19 protein-coding genes and 5 pseudogenes are annotated in these 26939 nt (G+C 35.4%); 8 read left to right on the top strand and 16 right to left on the bottom strand.

Translation table 11 applies throughout. The features are described from left to right. Positions 1-26 precede the first annotated feature (26 nt). The 3 genes from AC0VZ9_RS28055 to AC0VZ9_RS28045 form a co-directional block, all read right to left on the bottom strand. Complete coding sequence (locus AC0VZ9_RS28055) at positions 27-920, bottom strand: ArdC-like ssDNA-binding domain-containing protein (protein WP_159866686.1); 894 nt, start codon at positions 918-920, stop codon at positions 27-29. A 625-nt stretch (positions 921-1545) separates the two neighbouring features. Beyond that, positions 1546-2547 carry a DnaA N-terminal domain-containing protein gene (locus AC0VZ9_RS28050; protein ID WP_236566241.1) on the bottom strand — a complete coding sequence of 334 codons (1002 nt, stop codon included), beginning with the start codon at positions 2545-2547 and terminating at the stop codon, positions 1546-1548. A gap of 454 nt (positions 2548-3001) precedes the next feature. Beyond that, the gene (locus tag AC0VZ9_RS28045) at positions 3002-3535 is read right to left on the bottom strand and encodes an RsfA family transcriptional regulator (RefSeq protein WP_159866680.1); all 534 of its coding nucleotides are present in this window, start codon (positions 3533-3535) and stop codon (positions 3002-3004) included. Positions 3536-3710: 175 nt separating this feature from the next. Here AC0VZ9_RS28045 and AC0VZ9_RS28040 point away from each other — a divergent pair, with 175 nt between their 5' ends. Then, complete coding sequence (locus AC0VZ9_RS28040; RefSeq protein ID WP_159866677.1) at positions 3711-4142, top strand: hypothetical protein; 432 nt, start codon at positions 3711-3713, stop codon at positions 4140-4142. Between the two features lie 359 nt (positions 4143-4501). Then, positions 4502-5729 (top strand): annotated as a pseudogene (locus tag AC0VZ9_RS28035) (IS110 family RNA-guided transposase). Between the two features lie 243 nt (positions 5730-5972). Here the strand turns inward: AC0VZ9_RS28035 and AC0VZ9_RS28030 are convergent. From AC0VZ9_RS28030 to AC0VZ9_RS27990, 9 genes are all read right to left on the bottom strand, one after another. Beyond that, the gene (locus tag AC0VZ9_RS28030) at positions 5973-7196 is read right to left on the bottom strand and encodes an MFS transporter (protein WP_159866674.1); all 1224 of its coding nucleotides are present in this window, start codon (positions 7194-7196) and stop codon (positions 5973-5975) included. Between the two features lie 10 nt (positions 7197-7206). Then, complete coding sequence (locus AC0VZ9_RS28025; protein ID WP_159866671.1) at positions 7207-8253, bottom strand: ArsR/SmtB family transcription factor; 1047 nt, start codon at positions 8251-8253, stop codon at positions 7207-7209. Positions 8254-8851: 598 nt separating this feature from the next. Further along, positions 8852-10150, bottom strand: coding sequence for an IS110 family RNA-guided transposase (locus AC0VZ9_RS28020; protein WP_341040616.1), 1299 nt, complete (start codon positions 10148-10150; stop codon positions 8852-8854). A 275-nt stretch (positions 10151-10425) separates the two neighbouring features. Further along, positions 10426-11352, bottom strand: coding sequence for a DNA cytosine methyltransferase (locus tag AC0VZ9_RS28015; protein WP_236566357.1), 927 nt, complete (start codon positions 11350-11352; stop codon positions 10426-10428). Next, positions 11349-11843 carry a hypothetical protein gene (locus AC0VZ9_RS28010; RefSeq protein WP_159871952.1) on the bottom strand — a complete coding sequence of 165 codons (495 nt, stop codon included), beginning with the start codon at positions 11841-11843 and terminating at the stop codon, positions 11349-11351. Before AC0VZ9_RS28010 ends, AC0VZ9_RS28015 begins: the two co-directional genes overlap by 4 nt. Positions 11844-12050: 207 nt before the next feature. Then, positions 12051-12512 carry a VOC family protein gene (locus AC0VZ9_RS28005; protein WP_061792571.1) on the bottom strand — a complete coding sequence of 154 codons (462 nt, stop codon included), beginning with the start codon at positions 12510-12512 and terminating at the stop codon, positions 12051-12053. Between the two features lie 170 nt (positions 12513-12682). Further along, positions 12683-13069 (bottom strand): DUF6262 family protein, encoded by a 387-nt coding sequence (locus tag AC0VZ9_RS28000; RefSeq protein WP_136381325.1) that lies wholly within the window; start codon positions 13067-13069, stop codon positions 12683-12685. Beyond that, the gene (locus AC0VZ9_RS27995; RefSeq protein WP_159868063.1) at positions 13059-15023 is read right to left on the bottom strand and encodes a tyrosine-type recombinase/integrase; all 1965 of its coding nucleotides are present in this window, start codon (positions 15021-15023) and stop codon (positions 13059-13061) included. Before AC0VZ9_RS27995 ends, AC0VZ9_RS28000 begins: the two co-directional genes overlap by 11 nt. After that, entirely contained in the window at positions 15020-16147 is a 1128-nt protein-coding gene (locus AC0VZ9_RS27990; RefSeq protein WP_159868066.1) for a tyrosine-type recombinase/integrase, read from the bottom strand. The genes AC0VZ9_RS27995 and AC0VZ9_RS27990 overlap by 4 nt, the downstream gene beginning before the upstream one ends. 386 nt (positions 16148-16533) lie before the next feature. Between AC0VZ9_RS27990 and AC0VZ9_RS27985 the strand changes: the two are divergent. Continuing rightward, a pseudogene (locus AC0VZ9_RS27985) lies at positions 16534-17450 on the top strand (ferritin family protein). Positions 17451-17535: 85 nt separating this feature from the next. Here AC0VZ9_RS27985 and AC0VZ9_RS27980 read toward each other — a convergent pair. The 3 genes and pseudogenes from AC0VZ9_RS27980 to AC0VZ9_RS27970 all read right to left on the bottom strand — a co-directional run. Then, positions 17536-17664: pseudogene (locus AC0VZ9_RS27980) on the bottom strand (DUF421 domain-containing protein); the annotation flags it as partial. Between the two features lie 340 nt (positions 17665-18004). Next, positions 18005-18793 (bottom strand): cupin domain-containing protein, encoded by a 789-nt coding sequence (locus AC0VZ9_RS27975; RefSeq protein ID WP_159868069.1) that lies wholly within the window; start codon positions 18791-18793, stop codon positions 18005-18007. Positions 18794-19250: 457 nt separating this feature from the next. Then, entirely contained in the window at positions 19251-19826 is a 576-nt protein-coding gene (locus AC0VZ9_RS27970; RefSeq protein WP_159868072.1) for a recombinase family protein, read from the bottom strand. A 146-nt stretch (positions 19827-19972) separates the two neighbouring features. Here AC0VZ9_RS27970 and AC0VZ9_RS27965 point away from each other — a divergent pair. The 4 genes and pseudogenes from AC0VZ9_RS27965 (at position 19973) to AC0VZ9_RS27950 (ending at position 24886) form a co-directional block, all read left to right on the top strand. Next, positions 19973-22929: pseudogene (locus tag AC0VZ9_RS27965) on the top strand (Tn3 family transposase). Positions 22930-23075: 146 nt separating this feature from the next. Then, a complete protein-coding gene (locus AC0VZ9_RS27960) occupies positions 23076-23315 on the top strand; it encodes a Ger(x)C family spore germination C-terminal domain-containing protein (protein WP_071158518.1) in 240 nt (79 codons plus the stop codon). A 508-nt stretch (positions 23316-23823) separates the two neighbouring features. Further along, positions 23824-24339, top strand: coding sequence for a hypothetical protein (locus tag AC0VZ9_RS27955; protein ID WP_235252822.1), 516 nt, complete (start codon positions 23824-23826; stop codon positions 24337-24339). Between the two features lie 106 nt (positions 24340-24445). After that, a complete protein-coding gene (locus AC0VZ9_RS27950) occupies positions 24446-24886 on the top strand; it encodes a hypothetical protein (RefSeq protein WP_396105986.1) in 441 nt (146 codons plus the stop codon). Between the two features lie 791 nt (positions 24887-25677). Here AC0VZ9_RS27950 and AC0VZ9_RS27945 read toward each other — a convergent pair. Next, positions 25678-25846 (bottom strand): annotated as a pseudogene (locus AC0VZ9_RS27945) (DUF1657 domain-containing protein). Between the two features lie 206 nt (positions 25847-26052). Between AC0VZ9_RS27945 and AC0VZ9_RS27940 the strand changes: the two are divergent. Further along, a complete protein-coding gene (locus AC0VZ9_RS27940; RefSeq protein WP_236566279.1) occupies positions 26053-26511 on the top strand; it encodes a hypothetical protein in 459 nt (152 codons plus the stop codon). The last annotated feature ends 428 nt before the right edge of the window (positions 26512-26939 follow it).

Here is a 26939-nt window from a genome sequence, read left to right as displayed (position 1 = left end):
TGCTGCACTTCCTTTCTCAGAAAAAACTAAGCTGTTTGAAGATTTTTTTCCTCTTTATTCGCTTCCATTAAAGTTCTAAACTCATTTATGATTCGTCCTGAAATATCACAAATCATAGATCCGTAATTTAAAAGAGAATCGGGGTCATGTTTGCTCCATGAGTTAACATATCGGAAGGAATAATCTGATGTGTCTAAGCCGAAGAACGAACAAACAATAAAGGCTGTTCCTTCTGCAACAACTTCCTTCTCCGATGTAGAAGACTTAGTATCATATCGATGCACCTTTGAATGCACCAATTCATGTACTAATGTCTTGCATTTATGATTAACACTTAAAGTGTCACTAACGACGATTTCATGGTTTGCTCGGCTATAGTAACCATTGGCTCCTTGCGCATCTCCATATGTGATTGGACAATTATCTTCTTCAGCAATCTGTTCAGCATATTCAATAATCTCTCTAGCTGCCTCAGAATCGCCTTCAAGCTTTATAATCACCTTATCAATAGGAAGCGGATCGCCTTCCGTCTGTTCAAGCGCGAAAACTGGAACAGTTATGAAACCACCTAGCTGTGTTTCACCGGTTTCATTGCCATGTTCATCTTTCACCTTTATGAATTTCGGCTTGAAGATTCTAATGGCTTTAGAACCTAGTTTGATATTGCGGCCTAACTCATTCCAACGTTTGAAGCTCGCTATATAGCTGGCATTTGGAAATTGAGTTTTAGCAACCATAATGTTTTTAAAAGAGTAATTCGGCATCAGTGCTTTCATTTCTAAAAGAGCTTTGAATTCTTCTGGAGAATATTCAAAGTTTCTTACACCTTCATCCAGGACAGAAACAAGTTCTTTTACTCTTTCTTCAACGCTTGGACCTCCTTTGCTCCATCTCTTGCTCTTACCTTGACGATTTGCCATGTACAACAGCCCCTATCTTTTAGTGTGTATATATAAAAAAGAGAATAGGAAACCCATTCTCTTTGAATACGACCATCTTCAATTGCTTTGAAAACACAAAAAAGCCCTTGAAGTTTCTGAAAAAATAGCAATAAAAAAGCTATTTATCCATCAACCGCAAAGGCTGCTAATGATTAAAAATACCCGCTAATCCTCATAGGATTGCCATAAAATGAAAAAATGAAATGAATATATTGGTATTATATCCTTTGTTTTCTATTTAGACAAGAATGATAAGTGACTAATTCTCAAATTATTCCACAATACTACCCATCAAGGAATGACACCTACCCATCATAAGATGACAGGCGGACCCATCACGAAATGACCCCCACCCGTCAGGAAATGACGGGTTACGCCTATCAGGAAATGACGGGCGGACTTATCCACAAGAAATCTTTATTTTGTTAATAAAACCGCCTGTCAGGAGATGACACCCTAGCCCGTCAGGAAATGATAGGCGGATTTTCCGGGCGTCATTTCCTGACCCACCCCCCCATCATAAGATGATGCCGAATAATATAAATCTTTAAAAAGACTTTAATATATATATTTATATAGAAAAAGAGTAGAGGAAATGATCCCTCTACTCTTCAATAGAAATAATTTTGATATCTAAGAAATTAATATTTAAATCATTCAACGCCTGTGTAATTAAATCTATATGTCTATCATTAATCCAGCTAGCCGAAAATTTATTTTGTGCATAGAGTGTAATCACGGAATCACGGTTTTTAAATAAAGAATCTTTAAACCAGGTATCGAAAGATGGTTTCGAAATTTTAGCTTGTATGTATTCCAATACCTGCTTTGTAAGATTCAAGTCATCAGTTGTCATTGATTCTTTGATATCTAGTTTATGTTTTTGTGCCGCAGCATTTCTCTTTTTTACCGGCTTATGGAACGTTTCACCCTGTTCAATAAAGTCCTCATAAATCCCTTCATAATTAACGACATTTCCAAGGTTGTCTGGGCTATAAACAGACATATATTTTTCCATAAAGTCATCATGCCTTCTCTTTAGTTCCTCCGGAAGCTCTTCATACAATTCCTTCGGAAGAAATGGCACCCGTCTTCTCACTTTATAAATTGGTGTTTCATCCATATTTTTTTTCTTCTCATCTGCAGACATGCAGTTAAATCTGAATACAAATCCGTATTTTTCTAAGAGACTTAACCTACTTTTAACAGTATTCACAGAACCAAAAGAACACTGAAGCTGCAGAGTCTTTAATGCTGGCCAGCAATAGTCTTTCTCAATACAATAGCTTTTAAGTGTGATAAACAGTGCCAAACCATCTGCTTTAAGAAAGTGCTGCCAAAAATGAATAAGGTAGTTATGTATGATTGTAAAATTCCGATCTTCGAATTCAATGTTTTGACCATAACCATCTAAGCTAAATTCTTTAACCTTCTCTTCATTAAAAAGGATTTTATTAACTACAGGGTCATGATAAAAAAATTCTTTAAATTGACCTGTTTTGTCTATTAACCACCTAGATTTTTCAATTTTTAGATCTTCTTTGACAGGACGGTAATAGATAAGGGGATAATTTTCCCCCTTTAGATTAGGACGAGCATCTTTCAAAATTAAAACCTCCAAATCATTTTACCCGTAAGGCTCTGAACGGAGATTCCTTCTTGAAATAAGTAATTCAAACTGTTAAAATATGAATTAAATTATCAAGTATGAGAAATCCCGCCTTTTGAATTTCATTTAATCTTTCAGCGGCCAAACTGGAAGAGATTAAATGAAAGCCTCTGGTGGGTTTTTTTTTTGCCATTTTATAGTGAATTAACACTATTATGTCTATAGATGCTATATTTTCTATCATAACAAAACTAGACAGGTAATTCTAATATACTTTGGCCTTTTAACCAGATAAATGTCGAATAGACGACAAAAAGCCCCCTACAAAGAAACCGAAGGTATTTCGGCTTGTTTGATAGGGGGCTTCCCTTTTGGTTATCCAGTTGTTGTACCTAAATTAAAACATGCCTAGTGGAAATATTCAACACCTGGGGAAGATATTGTTAAGTTTCTATTTAAGGCGGACTCCCGAGGTAAGTAACCTAGTAGAAGATTCTATTATTTCTTTTAGCTTGTTATATTCTTTTTCGATTTTGTCTTTCTCTGCTGATAGTTTTTGGTTTTCCTCTTTCAAAAATAAAACTTGTTTTTTTAGATTATCAACTTGGTTATGTGGTTCCACTTCTTCAAAAGCTTTTTTATACAATAGTTCAATATTATTGATAAGTATTTGAAGCTCTATAATATCTCCAGATGGTGATTGCTCCTTACTAACAATCTGTCCTATTGTCTTTGTATTATTTTCTGCCTGGGTTGGAGCTAGCTCTTTCCTTTGGGTTTTCGCTTGTAAAATCTCCTCTTTATATTGCCTTCTAACACAAGCATTCCACCTAAAGCCACAGGCAGAAGCGGTTCTTGATAGTTGTTTACCTACTTCTTCAAATGCCTTTAATTGTGTTCCCCCGGTTCGAATATTAGAAAGTACTACATTTGCTAGTAGCTCATCCTCTTCCCCTGTCCAAGCATCTTGTCTGGTTTTAGTCACGGCCCTTCCCTCCCAAAATTTTTATATAAATATAAATATGAATGGATTTACAAATGTAGAAGGCGATATAGCATGATTTAAAACTAAAAACATCATTAGGTTAAAAATTCAAACGATAGGCTGGTTCCATATGTATAATTAAGAATATACGTAATAGGTTTTGGGGGATGATGTTTTGAAAACAAAAGATTATTTTTTCGATCTCTTTAAGACTACTAAAGCAAGAGAGTTAGCGAGAGAAGTTGATGAATATCTATATAATAAAAGTGCATATAGGGAGGAAGTTGAGGATTATCACGATCGCTATAAGCAAGGCGAACGAACGGATTGTATAGGTTATATTAGTAAAAAAGGCTCCTTTAAATTTTTGTCTTTAACCGCTGCAAGACATGTATGTCTGGTTTTACATCTGGGAAAAAAGCTTCATACCCAGGCTGCAATCTCTATGCAGCACGAAATTGATGAATTATTGAAGAGGAACTACAAAGATACAGATGGTACAAAGCTTACTCCTGGGGAGGCTTATATACGATTAGAATGGGTTGATAATTTGGAGGAAATAATTCCTTTCATTGATAAAGCATACGAATTAAGGCTGTTAAAGTAAGACTACACTTTAATTTATTTGACATGGTATTGTCTTGCAAGCAAAACTCGCCTCTAAATTGGCGAGTTTGTTATTGATATACGTTCTAATTAAACTAAAGCACCCTTTCGTATTATAAGATCAACTAGAAATGAAAATATTTCTGGTTGATCATTTTTTATATCGATATATGATAACCGTAGCCGGGGTAGAACGTAAGCACCCGTGGGACTTGATCCCGTCAACTAAACCGTTCGCCCCCTACTTGTAGAAACATGATTGAGGCTGGTTGGGACGTTGATCTCGTATAACAAGCGATGCTATGATACTGCAAGAAGGGATTAGGGGTGCCGGCAAATATGATTTAGGAGGAGAAGCCAATGAATCCAGTGGTTGGACTGGATGTAGCCAAAGGTGAAAGCCAGATACAAGCTTTCCTGGATAAGAAAAAACCTTATCAAAAAAGCTTTAAAGTTAAACACACTCTTGAAGGTCTGGAAAAACTGCATTCCTTTCTCTCAGATGTAGAGAGAATAACTGGGGTAAAACCTCCATTAGTCATGGAGTCAACCGGTCACTATCATACTCCGGTAGTCCATTATTTTGAAGAAAGAGGATACTTGATCATTATTGTTAACCCTTTAGTCTCATATCGGGCAAAGTTTAAGAAAGGTAAAGACAGATATAATTGATGCCAATCATCTCTGCGAGATGTATTACAAAGAGGATTTGGAACCTTATAAAAAACGCGGTATCCAGCTCTTGAACCTTCGAAACCTGACTAGACAGCACGAAAATATTACGGGGATTTATGTGCAAACAAAACTGCAATTCCAAGCCGTCTTGGATCAGGTGTTTCCAGTATATAGAGGAGTGTTTGGGGACTTATATTCTGTTGTCTCTCTACTCACCTTACTTGAATTTCCAACATCTCAAAGTATCTTAGAAGCAGGCGAAGAGACAGTTACTAACACAATAAAAAAGTTATGTCCAAGGCGCTCCATCAAGTGGGCTAAGACAAAAGCAATAGCCCTTTTAGCTGCCGCAAGCCAAAATCCCTTTAGGGAAAATCTCTACCAAAGCCACATTTTAAGCGTGGAAATGTATATAAAAATGCTTCTGGAATATCAAAAGCATCTATCCAAATTTGAAGAAGAGATAGATGCCTTGGCAAAAGATATTGAAGAATATAAAATCATCCAATCAATCCCTGGGATCGGAGAAAAGATCGCTGCAACGATCATTTCCGAAATTGGCGAGATTGAACGGTTTGATCACCCTAAAAAGCTTGTCGCATTCGCTGGTATTGACCCGAGTATCTTTGAATCAGGTAAATTCAGAGGAACCGTAAACAGGATTACCAAAAGAGGTTCAAGCCGACTTAGGCATACACTGTATATGGCCGTTAGGTGTGCTATTCGGGATTCCAGGAAAAGCAAAACGACGGAGGAACTAATCCCTCGCAATAAAAGGTTGAGAGAATTCTATGATAAAAAACGGGAAGAAGGAAAACCCTTTAAAGTAGCAATAATAGCCTGTGCCAATAAGCTTTTACAATGGATTTATGCCCTTTTGAAAAGCAGAACGACTTTCCAAGATCTAGCTTAGCTACCCAAATGGACTAATAAAAGCAAAACCTTCCAAACATCCAGGTTAGGAAGGTTATTTGGCATGCTTATTTTTAGCATACCATAATATAAAATTCTATTTCATTGAAAAATGTTGACAAACTATTAGCTGGTTTAGTTTAAGTGAAAATCTTCACAACTTACGTTAACAAAATGACGCGATTCTTACCAAAGAAAAGCGCCATTTTGTTGAAAATCGTTGCAAAGCCTAATTTAAAAAAGCTTAGGACATAACTTTTTCACTAGAGGATACCGTAACATCAATAAATTTAAAATACGGAAAGACAATTCCAATGATAGCTGCAGAAGATATTAAAGTACCTATTAGTATGAATAATGGTCTTATTCCCCACAGTTCACTAACCACTCCCCCAACAAGTACGCCAAGAGGCATCACCCCTCTTATAATCACTAATCGAACCGAAAAGACTTTTCCCATCAGATGATTAGGAACGGTTTGCTGGTTTATGGTCGTGTTATGTACATTAAAGAAAGCCATGGCAATACCTGCAATAACCTCGACAAGTATTGCAAAATATAAGTTAATAATTACTCCTAGGGAGACATAGGTTAAGCCGCCAATAACTAGAGCTCCTAGCATGATCATTCTTCTGCTCTTGTATTTTACCTTCCCTACAAACAATGATCCCAAAACATAACCGAAAGGAAACCCAGCCATAAATAATCCATAGTCATTATAGCTGCCATCTAAGATATCTATAATATAAGGTAAGTTAATAACCATTGTTACACCAACACCAAATTGAACAAAACCTAAAAAAACACCCAGCCATACGATTCTGCGTTCTTTAAAGAAATAACTGATCCCCTCCTTAAATTGCTCTAACCATGTAGAACGAATTTCTTTTGTAGTTCGATGTTCTTTCACCCATAATAGAAAAAATCCACTTAATGTTAACAGAACGGCAACAATTAACAAGGTTAGCTTTATTCCGATGTATTCAATAACAATTCCGCCTGAAACAGGAGCTAAAAACATCATGAGCCGTGAAGTGCCGTCTATATATGCATTTGCAGTGCTTAATTGCTCCTTTAAAACAATGGTGGGGGTGATGGCTTGACTCGCTGGTACATAAAAAGGAGCCAGTAATCCAATGACGATCTGTACTGCATAGATATGCCAGGACTCAATGTTTCCACTTACTAATATAAGAAGCAGAAATAAAAAAATCACTGATCTTGTCCACTGAGAAAATATCATGATTCGTTTCCTGCTCCATTTATCGATAAAAGGGCCGCTTACAAGCTGAAGAATGATTGAAGGAATAAAGTAAAGCAGCCACATACTTCCCAATGCTAGTTTTGAGCCGGTCATATCATATATTAAGATTGAATTACAAAATGTTCCAAAGGCTCCTGCTAGTTCAGATATAGCTGTTCCTAACCATAATGCTACAAACCCACGGCTTTTTAATACATTCTTCATAGCCCCACCCCTATTGGTTCAAATATAATTCTAATTCTTTATATATTGAATTTAGTGATGCGTCTCTTAATCTATATTTAGAAGATTTAACTTCAACTAACGTCGCAGCTCTTAGAATCTTTAGATGATGATGTGCCGTTGATTTTCCTAGTTCAAGTTTTTCGGTGATATCTTGTAACGTATAGTCTCGCTCAAATAAAAGCTTAATCATTCTTAATCTAACCTCATCACCAAGTGCTTTATGTTTTTGGATTAAAAAATAATTTGGCAGATATCTATCACCAGGACTAATGCTCTCATTTGACACAGGATAATAAAATACCTTGGTTCCTTCTATATATGACTCAATATTCCATGGTCTATAGGTAAGGTGTGGTATAAGTAATACATTCTGAATACTAGGTTCAGGAACGTAACTAATTCCTCCGGTCGCCCAGCCGACAAATTCTTCAGCATTCATCTTTTTCTGCATAACAGCCTTATTTTCAAAATCATTTTTTAAGATTGCATTTAATTCTTCTGAAATGGGATGGATAAACGATTCATACCATTTTGAAAAAACGCTTATTAGATGATTTTTGAGTTCCGCAACATTCACCTGATTAATGAATTCAATGTAGGTTGGAAAAAAGCTGATTTCACTTGTCAAATCTTTTAATGCATGTAAAGATTCTTTGCTTCCTTGAGCAGCACGTTTTCTAATTTCTTGAGCATTATCCCCAATGTATGGCAAGCAAATAAACTTAAGTTCTTCCTCAGGTAGGTCATTAATATATGCAACAAATTTATTTACCTCTGGTGAAGTGATTTGGTAACTGTGTAATAGTTGAAGCAAACACTTCCATGTATTGTTTTTCTCTACATATTTCAGTTCCAATGATAATTCCCTTGGCATCGTTTCCAGCTGGCGTTCAAATTCACTTTTCTTCTCTAACGTATCAAAAAGTCGAGAGTTAGTAATTGCTGCTATTCCTAAAGCACTTTCCCATAGTAAAGAATAGTCTAGAAGAATTTGGTAATACTCTCTTTGTCTTCCTGCAATATTTAGTACGTGCATGGGTAACCTCCATCATTATTCCATTTAAATCCATTCTATATTTTAGGAATAAAAAATTCAATAATTTTAGAAAGTAATATTCTAAAATTATTGAATTTACTTAACCAAATATTTGTAAAGTAGTTATTAAGTAATCTGGCCAATTGTTGAAAAAAACTAATGAGGATTATTCAACTAAACTCCCTCAATAAAAGAAGCATACACACCCGATTACTCCTGATTTCTTAGATTTTCATAGCTATTTACCTGCCGGTAAATGGGTTTCAATTGGATGATAGTCACTGAAAAGGATATATTTGGACATACAGAGAAAAATGAGCTACAACCCACTAACCAATCTATTACAGAAATTGGTGGATTAGTAAGAATATGACCGCACTGGTAGATGTCCACATATCTCATGGAGGTCAACCCTCCCATGCCTCACAGAGTCTTCGCTCTCAAATTCCTTCGTCCAACCTTTCCATGAGGTGGATGTCGGCCATGCTGCCCCACAGGGTCAATGCCCGTAATTTAGTTGCTTTGCCGACTAATCCGTGCTTCAAATGTCTCCAAAACTATAAGCCAAGAACTATTTTCAATCTAAACGAAACCAGAATTAAGCGGCCAGTTCTGCCTTCTTTGATCCTGCCAAGTGAGGGATATCTTTTAACATCTTTTCTTCACTAAATTCAAATTGCTTTTTACTTATACTAAAGAAAATACGAATCAATTTATTACACAAAGCGATAAGGGATTGCATCTTCTTTAACGGGTTGTCCGGCCGTTGTGTAAAGTAAGCATGCAGGGCCTTAAAAGCTGAATTTTTGGCAACTAGAATCATGCAAACCCTAAACAACAGAGCCCTTAGCTTCTTCCGGCCTCTCTTGGATATGGTTGTTGTTTTGCCCTTATGCTTTCCAGACGTATTTTCCTTCAGACTCAAGCCAGCCAGCTTAATGATTTGTCGGGGGTGAGAGTACTCACTTAGGTCACCCACTTCCGCAAAGAAACCAGCGACAGTATCTCTTCCAACACCCTTGATCGCTAACATTTGCGCTACACCTGGAATTTCATCAAGCAGGGAATCTACTTTTCCGTCCAATTCTTCGAATTCCTTCTGAATCAAATCATATTTAGCCAGAAGAGTTTTCAGCTCCATTTTTGCCATCTCAGAGCCTTGGCGAAGTCCGATGGACTGACTCGCTGCTTGTTTTAACTCCCGAATCTTATTAGCACCTACACTTCTTTTTACAGATTTCCTTAAATGGATAAGCAATTCATCTTCTGTAAAATTTGCTATTTCATTAGGTAAAGCATAAAGCCGTAAGAATTGTAATGCAGCCTTACCCTCCCACTTCTTAAAGACCTTAAGAAATTCCGGAAAATACCGGTCAATCCAATTATGTACCTGGCCCTGGACCGTTTGAAGGTCCTCGGTTAAAAGATCGCGTATTTTCTTTGCCACACGGAGTTCGGCATAAACACCTTGCGGTATGGTAGGTTCGGCGTATCTTCCGTCCTTGACCAGTTGGGCAATGACCTTGGCATCTTTTACATCATTTTTAGTTGGAGAATTATCATCAAGTTCCTTGCTTTTCTTTACGTGCAAGGGATTTACAGCTACAAACTTAATCTCGTTCTCTTTTAAAATATGAGCCAGGTTAAACCAATAATGACCTGTTGGCTCCATACCGACAATCACTTTCTCCATACTATGTGCTTTCTTCGTTTCCGAAATCCAATGAAGAAAATGCTCAAAACCTTCTTTTGTATTTTCAAAATAACAAGGGTATCCAAACTCCATTCCCCTGAAATCCTGGGCACGTGCCACATGCTTGAATTTCGCGATATCCACCCCTATAATCAGGGTGTAAGGAGTAATTTGAGCAATCTTCTTATTCTGGTTATAATTCATTTTAAGCCTCCTGGTATTTGAGTAATGTCCTTTTCGCTTCCCGGCTTCAGGACTCTCTCATTCTACCAAGAGGTTATTTTCTTGTTCAAACTCCATTTTCCTTTATTACAGGAATGCTGCCCCGTTTGTTGAATAAGGAATTCAGTAAAAAAGGTGCCTCAATCCTTCTGGGATCAACGCACCCTAAAGTTGAAAGATACTTTTCATAACAGCAATTATAGCAATCTTCCAAATCCTGTGGTATAAAGAGAGTATAAAAAAACTCTCCCAATAAATTAGGAGAGCAAAAGTTCAAGCTGACCACAATTACTAACACTGTAGCTCTGAACATGCTTCTTTAATGTTTCAGTAGCAGTTGCAGCTTTAGTTTTAACTTTCATAAAAGTATACGCTAGCCGATTCGCGATAGCTTTAATAACCCTTCCATCAACACTTTGACCAAGCATTTCATACTTTCTTATTTTTTGTATATTTTCCGTGAAACTAAAATGGTCCGGAATCCCCAATATTCTCTTTATTTCATCAATTGAAAGAGAGCGGAAATTCTCACCATCGTCACTTAAAACATGACTATTTGAAGCACACTGACTTGTATACCGTTTCGGAATGCATTGTATCCTTTCTGCATCCTTACCAACAAAAGTTAGATCCAAGCTTCTATCCTTCCAGGCTTCACGACTGTTAAAAGAATCCATAAATTTTCTTACACTCTTCCATTCATGCTGCACACTTGAGCGGTCAAGAAAATCTTTTAATTTTTTCCTTCTGAGTTTAGGAGCAGCTGGGAAGTCAAATGACAGGAATCTCTTTTCATCTTTAAATGCTACAGCATACGTCCTTTTCCTTGTGGCAAGGGATCCAAAATCCCATGCTTCCAGTTCTTTTTGACCCCAGAATGGATAATCATCCTTTAATAGATTTTTTAGCGATTCCCAGGCATTACTTTTATAGTATTGAGGAACATTTTCAAAGAATAAAACTTCAGCTTTTGAGGATTGAATGATTTTTGCAGTTGCAAGGACTAAATCATTCATTACATTACCCTCTTGGAAGCCTAAACTACTATGTTCGCTGCATGGAGCGGTAATGAATGCCATATCAACTTCAGCTACATCTTGACAATCCCTTAGATCCCCACAAAAAACCGTCGAATTAGGGAAATTATGAAGTAATACTTCAGCGGAATCATCCTCTAATTCTATCTCTTGAACAGCGGAAAATATCCCGTATCCTCCAAAACGCTAGTTCCCACACCAGCTCCAGCACATATAGATAATAATTTGATCCGCTCGTTTTTCGGAGTTGGTATTGTGCTGTTTTCAAATAACTTATATTCAAGGGGACGTATAATTACTTGTCCTTTATTGCCTTGTTTATAAACATTAACTTCTATTTTTTGATTAATATCAAGAAAAGAACAATATTTATCTCCGGCAGTATCAACTAGAGGCCGTTCTTTTCCGCTTATCTTGCTCTTTCTACAAGCCACATGAACAGTATGAACATCTTCTCCATCTTCAAACGGAAAATTTTGCAATACTACCTCTTCGGTTAACTCATTTATTTTAATATACACTTCACCTTTCACCTTAAAACCGGCAGCTTCACATACAAGATGTTGAAGGAAAAGTCGAGGTTTCTCTGGCTTCCCTTTTTTTGATACAGTATATACTTTCTTTAACTTTAGATTCATTTGTTATCCCTCCAGTTCAAATTTTCCCTGTAAGGGGTAGCGTCAGGAAACCGCATTTATCTTAACTTAGATGTGAGAACTATTAGAATATCAATGGTTCTCACATCATTTACATATATTCGATGTAAAGGTTTAAATAAGTTTGATTATTTATGATGTCTTATAAAAATAAATTAACGCCACCGGTAGCTTGAAAAACTACTTTTTCTATTTATTTGTATTTAATTTTTCCCACTCACTTAAATACATCCGTTTTGTTATTTTATTAGGATTTTCGAGTTTACAAATCAATTCCAAACTATTACCATCAGGGTCATTAAAATGAATTTTAGCGTGAGCATAGTTATCATGTGCCATTACAAAAGGTTCTACTGGCTCAAAGCCAAAAGCCTCCCTTGGTTCACATCCTTTACTTTTGAGCCAACTAACCGAATTTTTTAATCCTTCTAACGATACTTGAAATGCTATGTGTCTTATTGAAGGATGATATTCAAGTTCTACCTTATCGGTTTCCCATAAGCCCAACCAGCTTTTATTTTTTTCAATCCATAAAAATGCCAAACTATCCTCTACGCTGTGGTCAAACTCTAAACCAAGTTCTTTATAAAATTCGATAGACCTTTTCAAATTACTTACTGGTAAATGTGCTTCGTATAATCCTTTAATCATTAATAAAACCCCCTTGTATTAATAATACAACCATATAAATTTATTACTTCAGAGAATAGTTATAAATTCTCTACAACTTTATATGTAGAATAAAGAATGATTATATTTTACTCTACAAACATCCATTAGCACACTAAGGAAAACCGATACAATAGTAAAGTTCTTTATTCTTAAAATTTGTCATAGACCATACCACGTAATTTCAATAATTCATCCTTCAGACGTTTGTTTTCTTCTTCAAGTTTTTTTATTCGATTATTTTTAGCTACGATAAGCGAATCTTTATTGGCATCCGTCATATTACGTTTTATGGTTTGCGGTGTATTTAACCCTTCTTGCTGCTTTCGTAACCTTTCTATTCGGTTCCGTATTTCTTGATTGTTATAGAGAAAAGCCTTAGATACACCTGATTCCATGGCAACTTGATTAAAGTTAATTTTAGCCTTCGTTTTGATAAGACTTTGAATAGCCTTGTCTACCTTTTGAGCCGCCTCTTGGCTTTTCATCTGGGCATGTTTTTTTACACCTTCGGTATTTCTAATATGCTTACTTCTCATGAGTGCGTTCCTCTCCAATATATTCGCGACCTTTTTTCCCGGCAAAATGATGAGTTGTACCATTTTTCAAAGTTTCTAGAATAGGCTCTAGTTGATCTAGAGTGGTTTGATTCTTATCTATCCATACTTGTCGCCCTAAAGCCCTGCCTCGCTCAATTACATTTTTAACTTCCGTAATTTCCATTTCAAATTGGGGAATGAATTCGGGTGTAGTACAGAAATTACGACAAGACAGACATGGGTTCGCTTGAGTGGGACATGGCTGCTTAATAGGTTTCATACAATAGCCAAGCTCCATCTTCACAGCGTCTAAATTATGGCGTATATATTCCCATTCAATGATATCTTCATTCTCAATATCCGAAAGTTCAATTTTAACTGGACGTTTACTTTCAATGTCAACCCGAAAAATACCTTGTTTTGTAGCTTCTTCCCAAGAATTACGCATGGTAGTATCGAGAATTTTTGCATAATGCAAGGTCATTTCTGGGGAAGCGTGTGCCATCCATTTTTGAACATGCAATATGTTCATTCCGTTATTAAGAAGCTCTACACCCTTGGTATGCCGAAAGGCATGATTTTTGATAAAAAAGGGCTTTCCTGAATCGTCAACTATTTTTTGTTCTCCAGTAAAGCGCTTCAAACTTCTGCGAATGTCATAATAATTATAGGGTCGTCCTCTTCGGATACCTTCTAGCTGCACAAATAAATAGTTTTTAGGATTATTAATCGTATTGCTTTGATCTTTAGTCACTTTTACTACAGCTTCTACTACCTCTGCTAATTCTTTTGTAATTGGCACACGATGATTCATTACTTGTGTTTTTCTAATATCTCCGCATAAGTACCATCCTTGCGGTGTTTGTTCTAAACAATTATCATAACGTAGATTAAGAATGTCCGATATTCTCCAACCAGTTGCCCGAAGTAATACAATAATCGGTACGTATTTTGATGGTTTTAAGAACTCTAGCTTTTCCTCAATTTGCTGAAGAACCCCTTCAGGAATGTATTTGATATCATTTTCAGACTTTTTTACCGGTCTAGGGATATCTTCTTTAAATAACAATAGATTTACAGGCAACGCAGGTGCCTCATCGAATTGCAGTTTTTCAATTGTTTCCAAGAATACATTTAGGACGATTAAATAACTTCTTTTTGACTGTATTTTGTCATGAAACTTCTTATTATGAAATATTAGGTAATCTTCGATATCTTTCCGTGTTAAGGCATTTAAATCCTTCCAAGAAGGATTTTTATCATGTATAAATGTCAAAAATAACTTTAATATTCTAACGTCAAGAGTACATTGGCCAAGGGATAAATGACTGATCCTAAATTTTAAATATTTTTTTGCTAAAGGACGAAAGGGAATAGGGATATCCTCGAAATTCAGGATATGTCTTGATTCGTGATCGGGAAATCTTGCACTAGGAATATTTCTAACATCCCAGATATCTTTATCAAATTCATCTCTTGTATCATAGAAGTCTTTATAAAACAAAAATAAACGATTAAGTAGATTTTCGTAATTAGAAAGCTTCCTTCTCCCATAAATTCGTATGCTCAAACCTAATTCACTTAAATGTGATCTTAATTGCATCAATGCTTTACTTATTTCTAAATCTGCAAAACTATTAATATTGGGATAATATTTCTTAAGAAAGATAGACAGCTGTTTAAAGGACCGGGCATAATTGTGTACTGCAGAATACAATTGAAGATCATCTTTTTTAATACGAGTAAGAATAAAAAACTTAACCTCATTTTTAAGCTTAGATGGAAATACTGAAAAATTCATTTTACGATGAGTTTTTCCCCATTCCGATTTTCTAAAATCATTAAAAGCCGCATCATCGGCATCCCAAATGTCATTTTCGAAATACCCAGAGATTTTTTTGGCTATTTCACTAACTTTATTTTCTGGGAGTAGGTATCCAATAGATAAATTCATTCGTTATTCTCCTTATTTTCTTTGTTGATTTTCATTCTTTCTTGAGCTTTTTCCCAGTCTTTTCGAATATCTTCATCCGAAGGATGGATATACATCTGCATTGTTGTTTGGATATGAGCGTGGCCAGCCCGATTCATTAAATGTTCATCTCTCCAGCCAGCCTTTCTTAGTTCCGTTAATGATGTGTGGCGTAACATATGTGGAGTGAAATAAATGCCTGTTTTATCACGCAGACGCTGAACCAGCGCTACTACATCGGTATATTCTAACGGTTGTCCTTTTTTTTCCCCTGACAGCTTAATAAAAACGTGATTTGTATCCACTTCATCAGTATGAAATTGAGCAATATAATCAAAGTACATATTAATTAGATCCTCAGATACATCGATACTTCGGGGGCTACATACCGTCTTAATTTCAGCTAGATTAAACAATTGACCCCGATCACGTATATGGATTTTTCTCGCATCAACCTCGAAATCCTCAAGCCATAAAGTAAGTGCTTCACCAATACGCATAGAGCTTTCCCAAAGTAGCTGTATTAAAAATTGATCCCTTATATTTACACAAGCATTCATAATTAATGCTATTTGATCTTTCGAAAGTGTTTTCGGCTGTTGTTTAGGCACTTTTAGTTTCAGAATATGAGATGCAAAGGATTTATTTTTGTTTATATGGTGCAGAAAACTTTTAAACCCCTTGCGGGACCCAGATACTTGTTTCTTTAAACGTTCTGTCAGCTGAATACTATAGTCCTCATGTCTCATTAGGTAGTCATAAAATCCGAGAACAGTATTGATGATAATATTTACTGTCTTTGCTTTTCTAATTGGTTGTTTTGGGAAGATAGGGGACACCTTTACATCCTGGTGCGGGTTTTGTAACCACCGCATAAAATCCGCCATTTCATCTATTCCGATATCACGAAATTCTTTGTTTATTTGTTCTAGGAATTCATAGAATAGTTTTAAATGATATGAGAACGACCGTAAGGTGTTACGTGAAGCCCCACTATTGTCCTTAAACTTTAAATAATGTAAAACTGGTCGGACTGGCTCATTATTATGATCTATTAACATGTACCGAATCTTTCCTTCTTTTGTAGAAAGGGTAATTACTCTCATAAAATCCTCCTGTTGAAATTGTTCTTTTATTCATTCTAGAAAGCTCTCAATCTCTTAATTTCAGATAATCTTCCTCCTTTCTTTATTTACTATAAATACTATAAAAATTAGTGTGGTTAAATAGTCTTTAAAGAAACAAAAAACGGATAACTTTACATTGAATACTGTAAAGTCATCCGTTTTGGATGGTTAAGATAAATGCGGATTTACAACGTTAAGCAAATTTCAATCTAAAAAAGTTGATTTCCTCTACGTAAAGGACCGACTTTTTTGTGGATTTATTCAACTAAAGCTACCTGTTAGCACAAGAACAAGATATGAAATTACACACCAACCTATACACAAAGCATAAGATAAGTTGATAGTTAAACAGAGGGAGGACAATCATGTATTCAAATCAATATTTTTATCATTATAGTCCACAGTATAATGATTATTATCGTATGCCAAATGACATTCAACTTATAAATGATATTCAGAAAGCAATTAATGCGGAGTATAGTGCTGTTGCTTGTTATGAGAGGTTAGCCAAGATGGCACCTACAAAGGATGAAACGAACAAAATACTTGAGATACAAAAAGATGAAAAACGCCATCTCGAGGAATTCAGCAAAATTTATACAAATTTAACAGGAAAAAAGCCATCTTATCAAATTATCGAGGAATGCCCAAACAAGTATAGAGCAGGAATCGAATTTGCTTTTAAAGATGAACAAGAAGCCGTTGATTTTTATTTAGATATAGCAGATAAAGCGAATGATCCATTTATTAAAGATAGATTTCGACGAGCAGCCGCAGACGAACATAATCACGCTGTATGGTTTTTGTTTTTTTTTCAAAAAATCTAAAGGTAACTCACACCAATAGGCAAACTGAAAATTACGGTGCTAAGGGTGCGTTAAGTGCTTACTCATTAACTTTACCTCAAATGTTGACTTATGCCCTTCAAGACGAATACTTAGCTCAAGCAAGATATGATAATATTCTAGGAAACTTTGGATATATTCGTACATTTGCACAAATAAAAGAGGCTGAATTGAGGCATATAAATGCTTTATTACCACTTTTTGAACGTTATCAGGTACCGTTACCTGAAGATAAATCTCAGTCATTTGTTACAACTCCAGAAAGTATTAAGGCAGCATATACTGCTGGAGTTCAAGGGGAAAAAGACAATATTTCTATGTACGAAAGGTTTCTATCACTTAATATTCCTAATGATGCTCGAACCGTTTTTTCTCAACTTCGCAATGCCTCTTTGAATCATCTTGCAGCATTTGAAAGAGGGCTTGTTCGGAATTAAAATTTTCTATAACATCATTTTAGATATTTTAGGGGATATGAACTTCGTCCCCTAGTATTCTTTTTAATCTCCTTATCTGAACAGATTATTCTTTATCAATCGGAGAATGAATATGATCACTATATGTATCAATATATACATTACCATTAGCTGCCAAAACTGCATAAACAACATCATTTTGTGTCAAATTACGTTTTTTTAACTCTGATTGTAACCATGAATTAGTTAGGATCAAAATGTTCTGACATATCCTCACTCCATTTTTAAATTGCAATTATCTTTAACTTGTGGTCAATATTAAATTAATATTCAGGTTTTGTAGTATTTAACTCTAAGGAACACATGAATACTCTATACAATTTAATTTACATTTTCGATGTTATTGGTAATAAAAAAGGATCTTCGTTTAAGGGCTGTTACAAATACCCCTTTAAGCAAAAAAGAAGATGAATATCTACTAAATGTAGTGTTCATTTTCTTTTTCATTTTACAATATGTTGTGTCCGGTAATGGGATTCTTTAGTTTGTCAACAGCCCGGTTTAGAAAATCCTTTTTACATAATTTTGCTTTGCTGAAGAAGTTTAGATTTTCCTGTACGTTCCCATTCTTCTACTGTTTCATATGCTTTTTTAGGAGAATACCCTTTCCCAACAAGAACTCCCATTAGAATAAATTCTTGAAGAATGTGTGTAGCATTTATTCCTCTTTTAACATCCTCTAACCCTTCTTTTACTAGAAATTCTGTGTACTGTACCCATTCATCTGGAGTCCTGCCAAAAACAAATGTATTTCCATTGCCATGATCGGATCCTTCTTCTGCAGTCAATGCATCTGCTTTGGTAACATGAACAGTACCAAATGGATGATTAGGAGGAGCATATATCGAGTAAAGTTTTAGTGGAATATTGCCGGTATTAGTTAGATTATGCCATGTTCCAGCAGGTATCATTACTGCAGAATCATCATAGACATTTCTTTCAAAGTTTAAATTATCTTTCCTCTTGCCCATTTGAACAATTCCCTGGCCATGTTCAATACGTAAGAATTGATCAACGTCAGGATGTATTTCCAAACCGATATCTTCGCCAACATTGAGACTCATTAAAGTAACTTGTAAATGTGGTCCTGTCCATAAAGCAGTACGATACGTATTGTTTTGCTTCGTTGCTTCATTGATATTAACGACAAATGGCTTTGGCCCATAATCCTTCAATTGGCTGTTTCTAAAATAAGAATTTCCGCTGTTATTCGAATAATTATTATTCCAATTATAATAATGTGGATTCCAGTTGTAATACATTGGATTATGCCATTGATGGTGATAGGATGATTTATGGTACATACTCATTCTCCTCTTATGTTTTTATTTCCCTTTTCATCTTATGCAGTTGCCTAATTATAGGTATACAAAATGGATAATAATGGGCAAATAACAAGGCTAAAAGAAATAATGAATACTCTATACAATTCTAGTTAAGTCGGGTAAGTTAGGGGCATCACTGCCCCTTCCTCCCCTGAGAACCGTACTAGTCCCTTTCAAGACACATCGGCTCAAGCATCCCATTGCAGGTCCATTTGCTGTCGTATCTTCTTCACACACTATAGTGGTAAGTAAAACGTACGCCGACGCTCCGATTGGAGGTATACATAACAGTACGTTTCTATCGCCAAAAGATAGCCACAATTTTATGTGCCTACGAGAGACCAACGAGAAGTCACCTCCCTTTCAGGACTATCATGGGTTTGTCCGTAAGAACGATATATAATGGCCCTTTTCTGGAATATGGGATAAGGAGGGACTATTTGTTCCCTTCGGATAGCTTTCTATATAATGAAGCTCTAGACACATTTGTAATTTCACAAATTTGATTTACGGTCATATTTCCTTCTTTATATAGCTTTACAGCATAATTCATTCCTGCGTGATTTTTATGATATTTCTTTAACCGACCTTTAAACTTTCCTTCTTTCTTAGCCAGCTCTATCCCTTCACGTTGTCGCATACGAATAAGATCTCGTTCTAATTGGTTAACACCGGCCATTACCGTAATTAAGAATTGGCTGTATGGATTATTCTCTGATAAATCTAGCCATGTATCCTTGAGTGATTTTAAGCTTGCCTTTTTCCTTCGTATTAAATCAATCAATTCAAATAAATCCTGCGTACTTCGAGTGATCCGAGTTAAGTCTGTAACATAAACAAAGTCACCTTCTTGTAAATTCTCTAGCATTTTTTGAAGTTGCTCACGATCCTTTGTTGCTCCAGAAACTTTTTCTTCAAAAATAATATCCATTCCGATTTCGTTCAGTTGCTGAAACTGCCTTGAAGGATTTTGGCTAGTCGAACTGACACGTATATAACCGATTTTCCGCAAAATATCACCCCTTTTTGAGACAAGTCTTATGAGACACTCTTAACTATGATTTTATCACTCTATTACACTTGTATCAATAGAGTACACTCTATTGATATATAATTGAACTAATTAACTGAATAATTACAGAAATGAGATGATACTGTATGAAAGTTGCGAGAGGTAGAGAATTGCTTACATCGGAACAGCGACAGGTCCTTATGCAAATTCCTGAAGATGAGTGGGTGCTAGGAACCTACTACACTTTTTCCAAACGGGATTTAGGAATTATCAATAAACGAAGGAGAGAAGAAAACCGTTTAGGGTTCGCCGTTCAATTAGCTGTTCTTCGGTATCCCAGTTGGCCATACACTCATATCAAAAACATCCCGGATTCAGTCATACATTATATATCGAAACAAATCGGTGCCACTTCATCTTCGATTAGTCTTTATCCTCAAAGAGAAAATACACTTTGGGATCATTTGAAAGAAATTCGAAGTGAATACGACTTTGTAACTTTTACACTAAAAGAATATCGAATAGCATTTAAGCATCTTCATCAATTAGCTTTGGAAAATGGCGTTGCCATGCATCTACTACATGAATGTATAGATTTTCTAAGAAAAAAGAAAATCATTTTGCCTGCTATCACTACACTTGAGAGATTGGTGTGGGAGGCAAGGGCAATGGCTGAAAAGATGCTATTTAATACGGTTAGTCAAACTCTAACAAATAACCAAAAAGAAAAGCTTGAAGAGATCATTACTTCGCAGCATCCATCCGAATCCAATAAAACGATATTGGGTTGGTTAAAGGAACCACAGGGTCATCCTTCACCCGAAACATTTCTAAAAGTAATAGAACGACTCGAATATATACGAGAAATGGAATTGGAAACGGTACAAATTAGTCATTTGCATCGCAATCGCCTGTTACAACTATCTCGCTTAGGTTCAAGATATGAGCCTTATGCATTCCGTGACTTTCAAGAAAATAAACGATATTCGATATTAACCGTCTATTTATTACATCTTACTCAGGAGTTAACGGATAAAGCTTTTGAAATTCATGACAGACAAATACTCAATCTGTTATCAAAAGGCCGTAAGGCTCAAGAAGAAATTCAGAAACAAAACGGTAAAAAGCTGAATGAGAAGGTTATACACTTTACAAACATCGGACAAGCTTTAATTAAAGCAAAAAAGGAAAAATTAGATGTTTTTGAGGTTTTAGAATCCATTATTGAATGGAATTCTTTTGTTTCTTCGGTGGAAGAGGCTCAGGAGCTTGCACGTCCTACCGACTATGATTATTTAGACTTACTGCAAAAAAGATTTTATTCACTTAGAAAATATACGCCAACGCTATTAAGGGTATTGGAATTTCATTCTACAAAGGCAAATGTGCCACTTTTACAAGCTGTTGAGATTATCCGCGGCATGAACGAATCCGGAAAGCGAAAAGTGCCTGATGACTCACCTGTGGATTTTATTTCAAAACGTTGGAAAAAGCATTTATACGAAGATGATGGTACAACAATCAATCGTCATTACTATGAAATGGCTGTTTTAACAGAACTTCGGGAGCATGTTCGGGCAGGAGATGTTTCCATTGTTGGCAGCAGACAATATAGAGATTTTGAGGAATATTTGTTTTCAGAAGATACATGGAATCAAACGAAGGAGAATACGAGATTATCAGTTAGTTTATCATTCGAGGATTTTATAACGGAGAGAACCATCAGCATTAATGAAAGATTAAAGTGGTTAGCTGCCAATTCCAACAAGTTAGACGGGGTTTCTCTTGAAAAAGGAAAGCTGTCAATTGCACGCTTAGAAAAAGATGTTCCAGAAGAAGCAAAAAAATTTAGTGCAAGCCTGTATCAGATGCTACCAAGAATAAAATTAACCGATTTACTGATGGATATTGCTTATATAACAGGATTTCATGAGCAATTTACTCATGCTTCCAATAATCGAAAACCGGATAAAGAAGAAACGATTATTATTCTGGCTGCCCTTTTAGGAATGGGAATGAATATAGGTTTAAGCAAGATGGCTGAATCAACACCCGGACTTACATATAAGCATTTAGCCAATGCATCTCAATGGCGCATGTATGAAGATGCAATGAATAAAGCCCAAGCCGTATTAGTAAATTTTAAATTACAATTATCTTCCTATTGGGGAGACGGTACAACATCCTCGTCAGACGGTATGAGAATGCAGCTAGGTGTTTCATCACTACATGCAGATGCAAATCCACATTATGGAACCGGAAAAGGAGCCACCATCTACCGTTTTACTAGTGATCAATTCTCTTCTTACTACACAAAGATTATTCATACTAATTCAAGGGATGCGATTCATGTTTTGGATGGTTTGTTGCACCATGAGACGGATCTAAACATAGAAGAGCATTATACAGACACTGCTGGTTACACAGACCAAATATTCGGATTGACTCATTTATTAGGATTTAAATTTGCTCCAAGAATAAGGGATTTATCAGACTCGAAATTATTTACAATAGATAAAGCAAGTGAATATCCAAAATTAGAAGCCATTTTACGTGGACAAATAAATACAAAGGTCATTAAAGAAAATTATGAGGATGTTTTGCGATTAGCTCATTCTATAAATGAAGGAACAGTTTCAGCATCCCTTATTATGGGGAAACTAGGTTCTTATTCAAGACAAAACAGCTTGGCTACCGCTTTACGTGAGATGGGCCGAATAGAAAAAACGATCTTTATTTTGAATTATATTTCGGATGAATCATGAAGAAGAAAAATACAAAAAGGATTGAATAAAGGAGAAGCGATGAATGGACTGGCAAGAGCTATTTTCTTCGGAAAACAAGGAGAGCTTAGGGAACGAACCAGCATCAATTGCAAAGAGCCAGTGCTTTAAATATAATTATTAACGCCATTAGTGTCTGGAATACTCTATATCTGACAAAAGCAGTTGAATACCAAAAAGGTTTAGGTAATTTTAATGAAGATTTGTTGCATCATATGTCTCCTTTAGGCTGGGAGCATATCAATTTACTAGGAGAGTACCGTTTTAATTCTGAAAAAATGGTTGCGTTAGATTCTCTAAGACCACTAAAACTGTCTTAACGTTGTTAAAATTGGGGTAATCGTCTTGAAAATGGGCTTAGCGTTGTAAATCCGCATTTTCCTGACGCTACCCCTATATAACATTAACATAGTCGTACAAGCTGGAATAAACGAAAAGTTAAAGGAAATTAGTGAAAATAAGTTAATTGCTAACACTGAAAAAAATAATAAGGGATGAGATTTTAAAGACTTTTGAGAAAGGAGTAGAGATAAATTCGGATGTTTATAAGTTAGGAGAAATATTATATCGTGAGAACCCCCAGAAATGGAATAAAGAGATAAAAGAAAAGCGATTTTTCTTAAATAAGGATAGTATCGAGCAAATCAACATTCAAGTTAATTTAGTGAACTCAGGAAAATTGAAATACCAAGACGGACATTATTAAGAACGATAAAAGAGTAATTCTGGAACTATATTAAGTAGCGAAATTACATAGAAGGAGCTTCATTAATTACACATAAGTCAATTCTTAATGTATGGAATTGACTTTTTATTCTAATACATCTGCTTAGCGTATAATATTCGCGTTTTGTCGGCAGGACCCCTATATATACTTCATAATCGATTGAGTTGGCTTTCCTTCAGGTTTTTATCAAGTTCCTCAGCTTACCTGCTCTTTATCTGTTTGTTAAGAACGTTTTAAAAATGCCTTTATACTTTTAACACCGGCCTTGTTTGCAAAGGAAAATTATACTTGCAGAATGCAACATATTTATCCGTTTGGAAAGAAAACAAAATTTATTTTGTTAAATGAGACAAATGCCTAGTCTAGGGACATAAGTGAAACATACCATAGAATTGTAAATTGGTTTTAAAAGGTATTTAACCTCATTTTACACGCGATATTGCTTCTTTTTTTAGAAGTGAAAAAATTTAAAAAGGGTGATAAAAAAATGGAAGCCCAAACGGAAAACTATAAATATTTATTGGGATGGTGTACCGACATTTATGTTCATTGGGAAAGTGTGAAACCGAAGTTCTCAAAACTCTTTGACTTAAGAACTTTAGAGGAATGGGAAGAGACATGGCGTAATTTAATGAGTAAATTACAAAAAAATTTAACAGTAGACTCTGAGGACTTTGAGACAGCTACAAGTCTTTATGAACAGTGGGAGGTGCTATACAAAGAAGCACATCCAAATCTAGAGGGTAATGAATCCGATGAGAGAGAAAATTCGGATCAGGATTTGAAAAGTGAAACATTAATGGCAATAAAGCCTTTTGTTGATTATGGTCTAAAAGAAGTTGCTCTTACTTCCTATGAACATGCGCTAACTGAAATTGCCGCAATGGCCTACCTTCTGGGAAAAGGCTTTGATCAACAAACAGCTTATAAAACCGTTGAATCTTGGGAAGTAAATGAAATGTTCGAAACCGAATATGGAAGATTCAAAATGAATAAATATTAAAATAATTTATTAGACTTTCTTTCTTTTTTTAACACTCTGATGTATAGATAGAAATTAAACTTTAAACTCTTGTATTTATGATTATTACGAAACGAGGAATCAACTTTTGCAAACTGCACAGAAACTCATGGTTAGTATACCTTTTCCATCAAAATGGGGTATTTCGGCTTCTATAGCCGGTCGACCCATTATTTGGGGAGTACTCATCATTAATTCTATTACAGGTAATAATAAAGTATCTGGTACAATTAATTTTCGTGGTACACCTATTCAAATTAATGGGTATTGGGAAGAAAACACCAAACAAATAAGTTTTGATTCACCATATGCCTCATTTTTTGGTAACTTATCTATATTTGATGATCCCTCGATTAGAATTCGTCATTTCGTTTTAAGTGGACAGTTTATTATGAAACCTCCCTCTTTGCTTGCAGGTGAGTACGGAACTTGGATTGCTACAACTGATACAGCACTCACTGAACCTCCTATATATCAGAACGGCGTTCCTCCTGCCGGAGTCTTTTTAACATCAGATATCCTGTACTAAATCACTACCCTCCCGTTACACTATGGTAAGATATCTTTATATATATCACATATATTAGGCGCACTAGTCCGTTAATCCACTTGAATAAATTATTTTTGTGTCACCCCGAATAATACTCTTTTTTTAGATTATGGTAATGGTTTCACATCAACCGGTTTTTAAATAGTATTTAGGAATGGATTCATTTTGACAATCGATTGTTCCCTTATCCATAAAGCCGATTATTTCTCGTAAGTTGAGGAAAAATCGGCTTTATTCATGACGAATTATGCTTAGCGTATGTTTTAAGCGCTTTTTGTTGGTGGGATCCCTTATATATAAAATAGCCTTATAATCAAAACGGTTGCTATATTTCATTGCTAAAAACTTTTATTGATTCCAAATTCTCTTTAAATCCAATGGAACGAATACCTTATTCCCATGTATCTCCCTATGTATGATAGGATTTGAAAAGCATTGATCTAAACTTAACCCTTCTTTTTTATGCCTAGCTCTTATAAAGTCTTCGGGTAATCGCATAACACTTGCTCCTTTTATATTTTTTATAAAACAACTCTTGGTAAGAAAGCTTAGTTTTTATTCGCTCTCTGTAATATACCAAGAATGTTGCGACATAAAGCTTAGAATTGTAATTTTTACGAACGTGTGCTTCAGTTATTTTTTTTATGAGACTGGGCTTGTTTGTTTTGTTGTCTTACTTGTTGTTCATTATTTTTGCTTGTAAACTCATTTCCTTATTGATTTTGTGCTCCTTGCGTACTGCCTTGGGAAGCTTGGCTTCCATCTTGGGCTTATTGCGGTTCTTCTTGTTCGATTTGTTGAACGCGTGGTTCAACGCTGTGTAGAACGGATTGAGTTTGTAGCCTCTTGGTAAAGCTGCTTAGCTTGTTGATTGCAAATGTTTCGAAGCTAGCCTGCAAATCCTAGTAGAGCTGTCTTTACGTCATTTTTTACTGTTATAAATAACGCCGCCTTTAATTTTTACTTTATTAGAATGATGTATAAGAATATTTTTTATAACTTCCAATTTTATCCTGCTTTTAAATGACCAAAAACCCACAGTTATGTAATTACATTTGATAAATGGCACCATTTTTTTGATAGAAGCCTCTTTTCCTCTGTACTACATTTTTATCTTCAATTCCTGACACCTAGGCCGCTACTGTTTGGTGATTAAGGACCTTAATTTTATTGATGTTAAGTTAAAATGTTCGTATAAAAAAGTGGAAGGAGAAGATAATATTGAAAGTAAACAACCAATAGAGAGGACGATAAAAATGAATCTAAAGTGGTTAAGGCTATTAACAGCAGTTTTTCTATCTGCCATCATGTTATTGGGGTGTAATAATGTAGAAGAGGATAAGGATCCACCACCACCTGAAGTGGATGTAGATCCTGACACAGAAGAACCCATTGAAGATCCTGAAGATGCAAATGACCCAGATAATATAGATGAAAATGATGTGGACCCAGATACAGAAGAGCCAATTGAAGATCCTAAAGATGTAAATGACCCAGATAATATAGATGAAAATAAAGATGATGAAGCTGATTTAGTCCCTGATGCAGAAGAACCCATTGAAGATCCTAAAGATGTAAACGATCCAGATAATATAGATGAATAAATATTAACAGCAATAAGGCACACCGTTTGTTTTCAAACGGTGTGCCTTATTGCTCCAAATTTAACTGTTATGATAAAGCTCAATTGTTGTTTTTTTAACCAATAGTACAAAAATACATTTAAACATTTCAACTCTACTAGTTTTCCTTTATAAGCATGGAACATATCAACTATTTTTAAAACATTTTATTAATTCCCTAAGATTCAACCGTTAAATAAACGGTCTATGCCAATTAAATAGGTTATTGCAGCACTTCCTTCAGCTCAGGGTATTGCGAAAACTGGCTGGAATATTGAGGATGATAATAAGACATGTAATTATGATATTGTATAATTTTTATAACTCCCCTTTCTTAAATTGAATATATTTAGTTTTATCTTATTTTCCTAATTATCCTAGGACTAGACATTTGCCTACATACCCTAATT

The organism is Cytobacillus sp. QJM3NY_8 (genome assembly GCF_056173585.1).
Note: the sequence above shows the minus strand (reverse complement) of the source record. Positions and strands in the feature narration are given on the sequence as shown.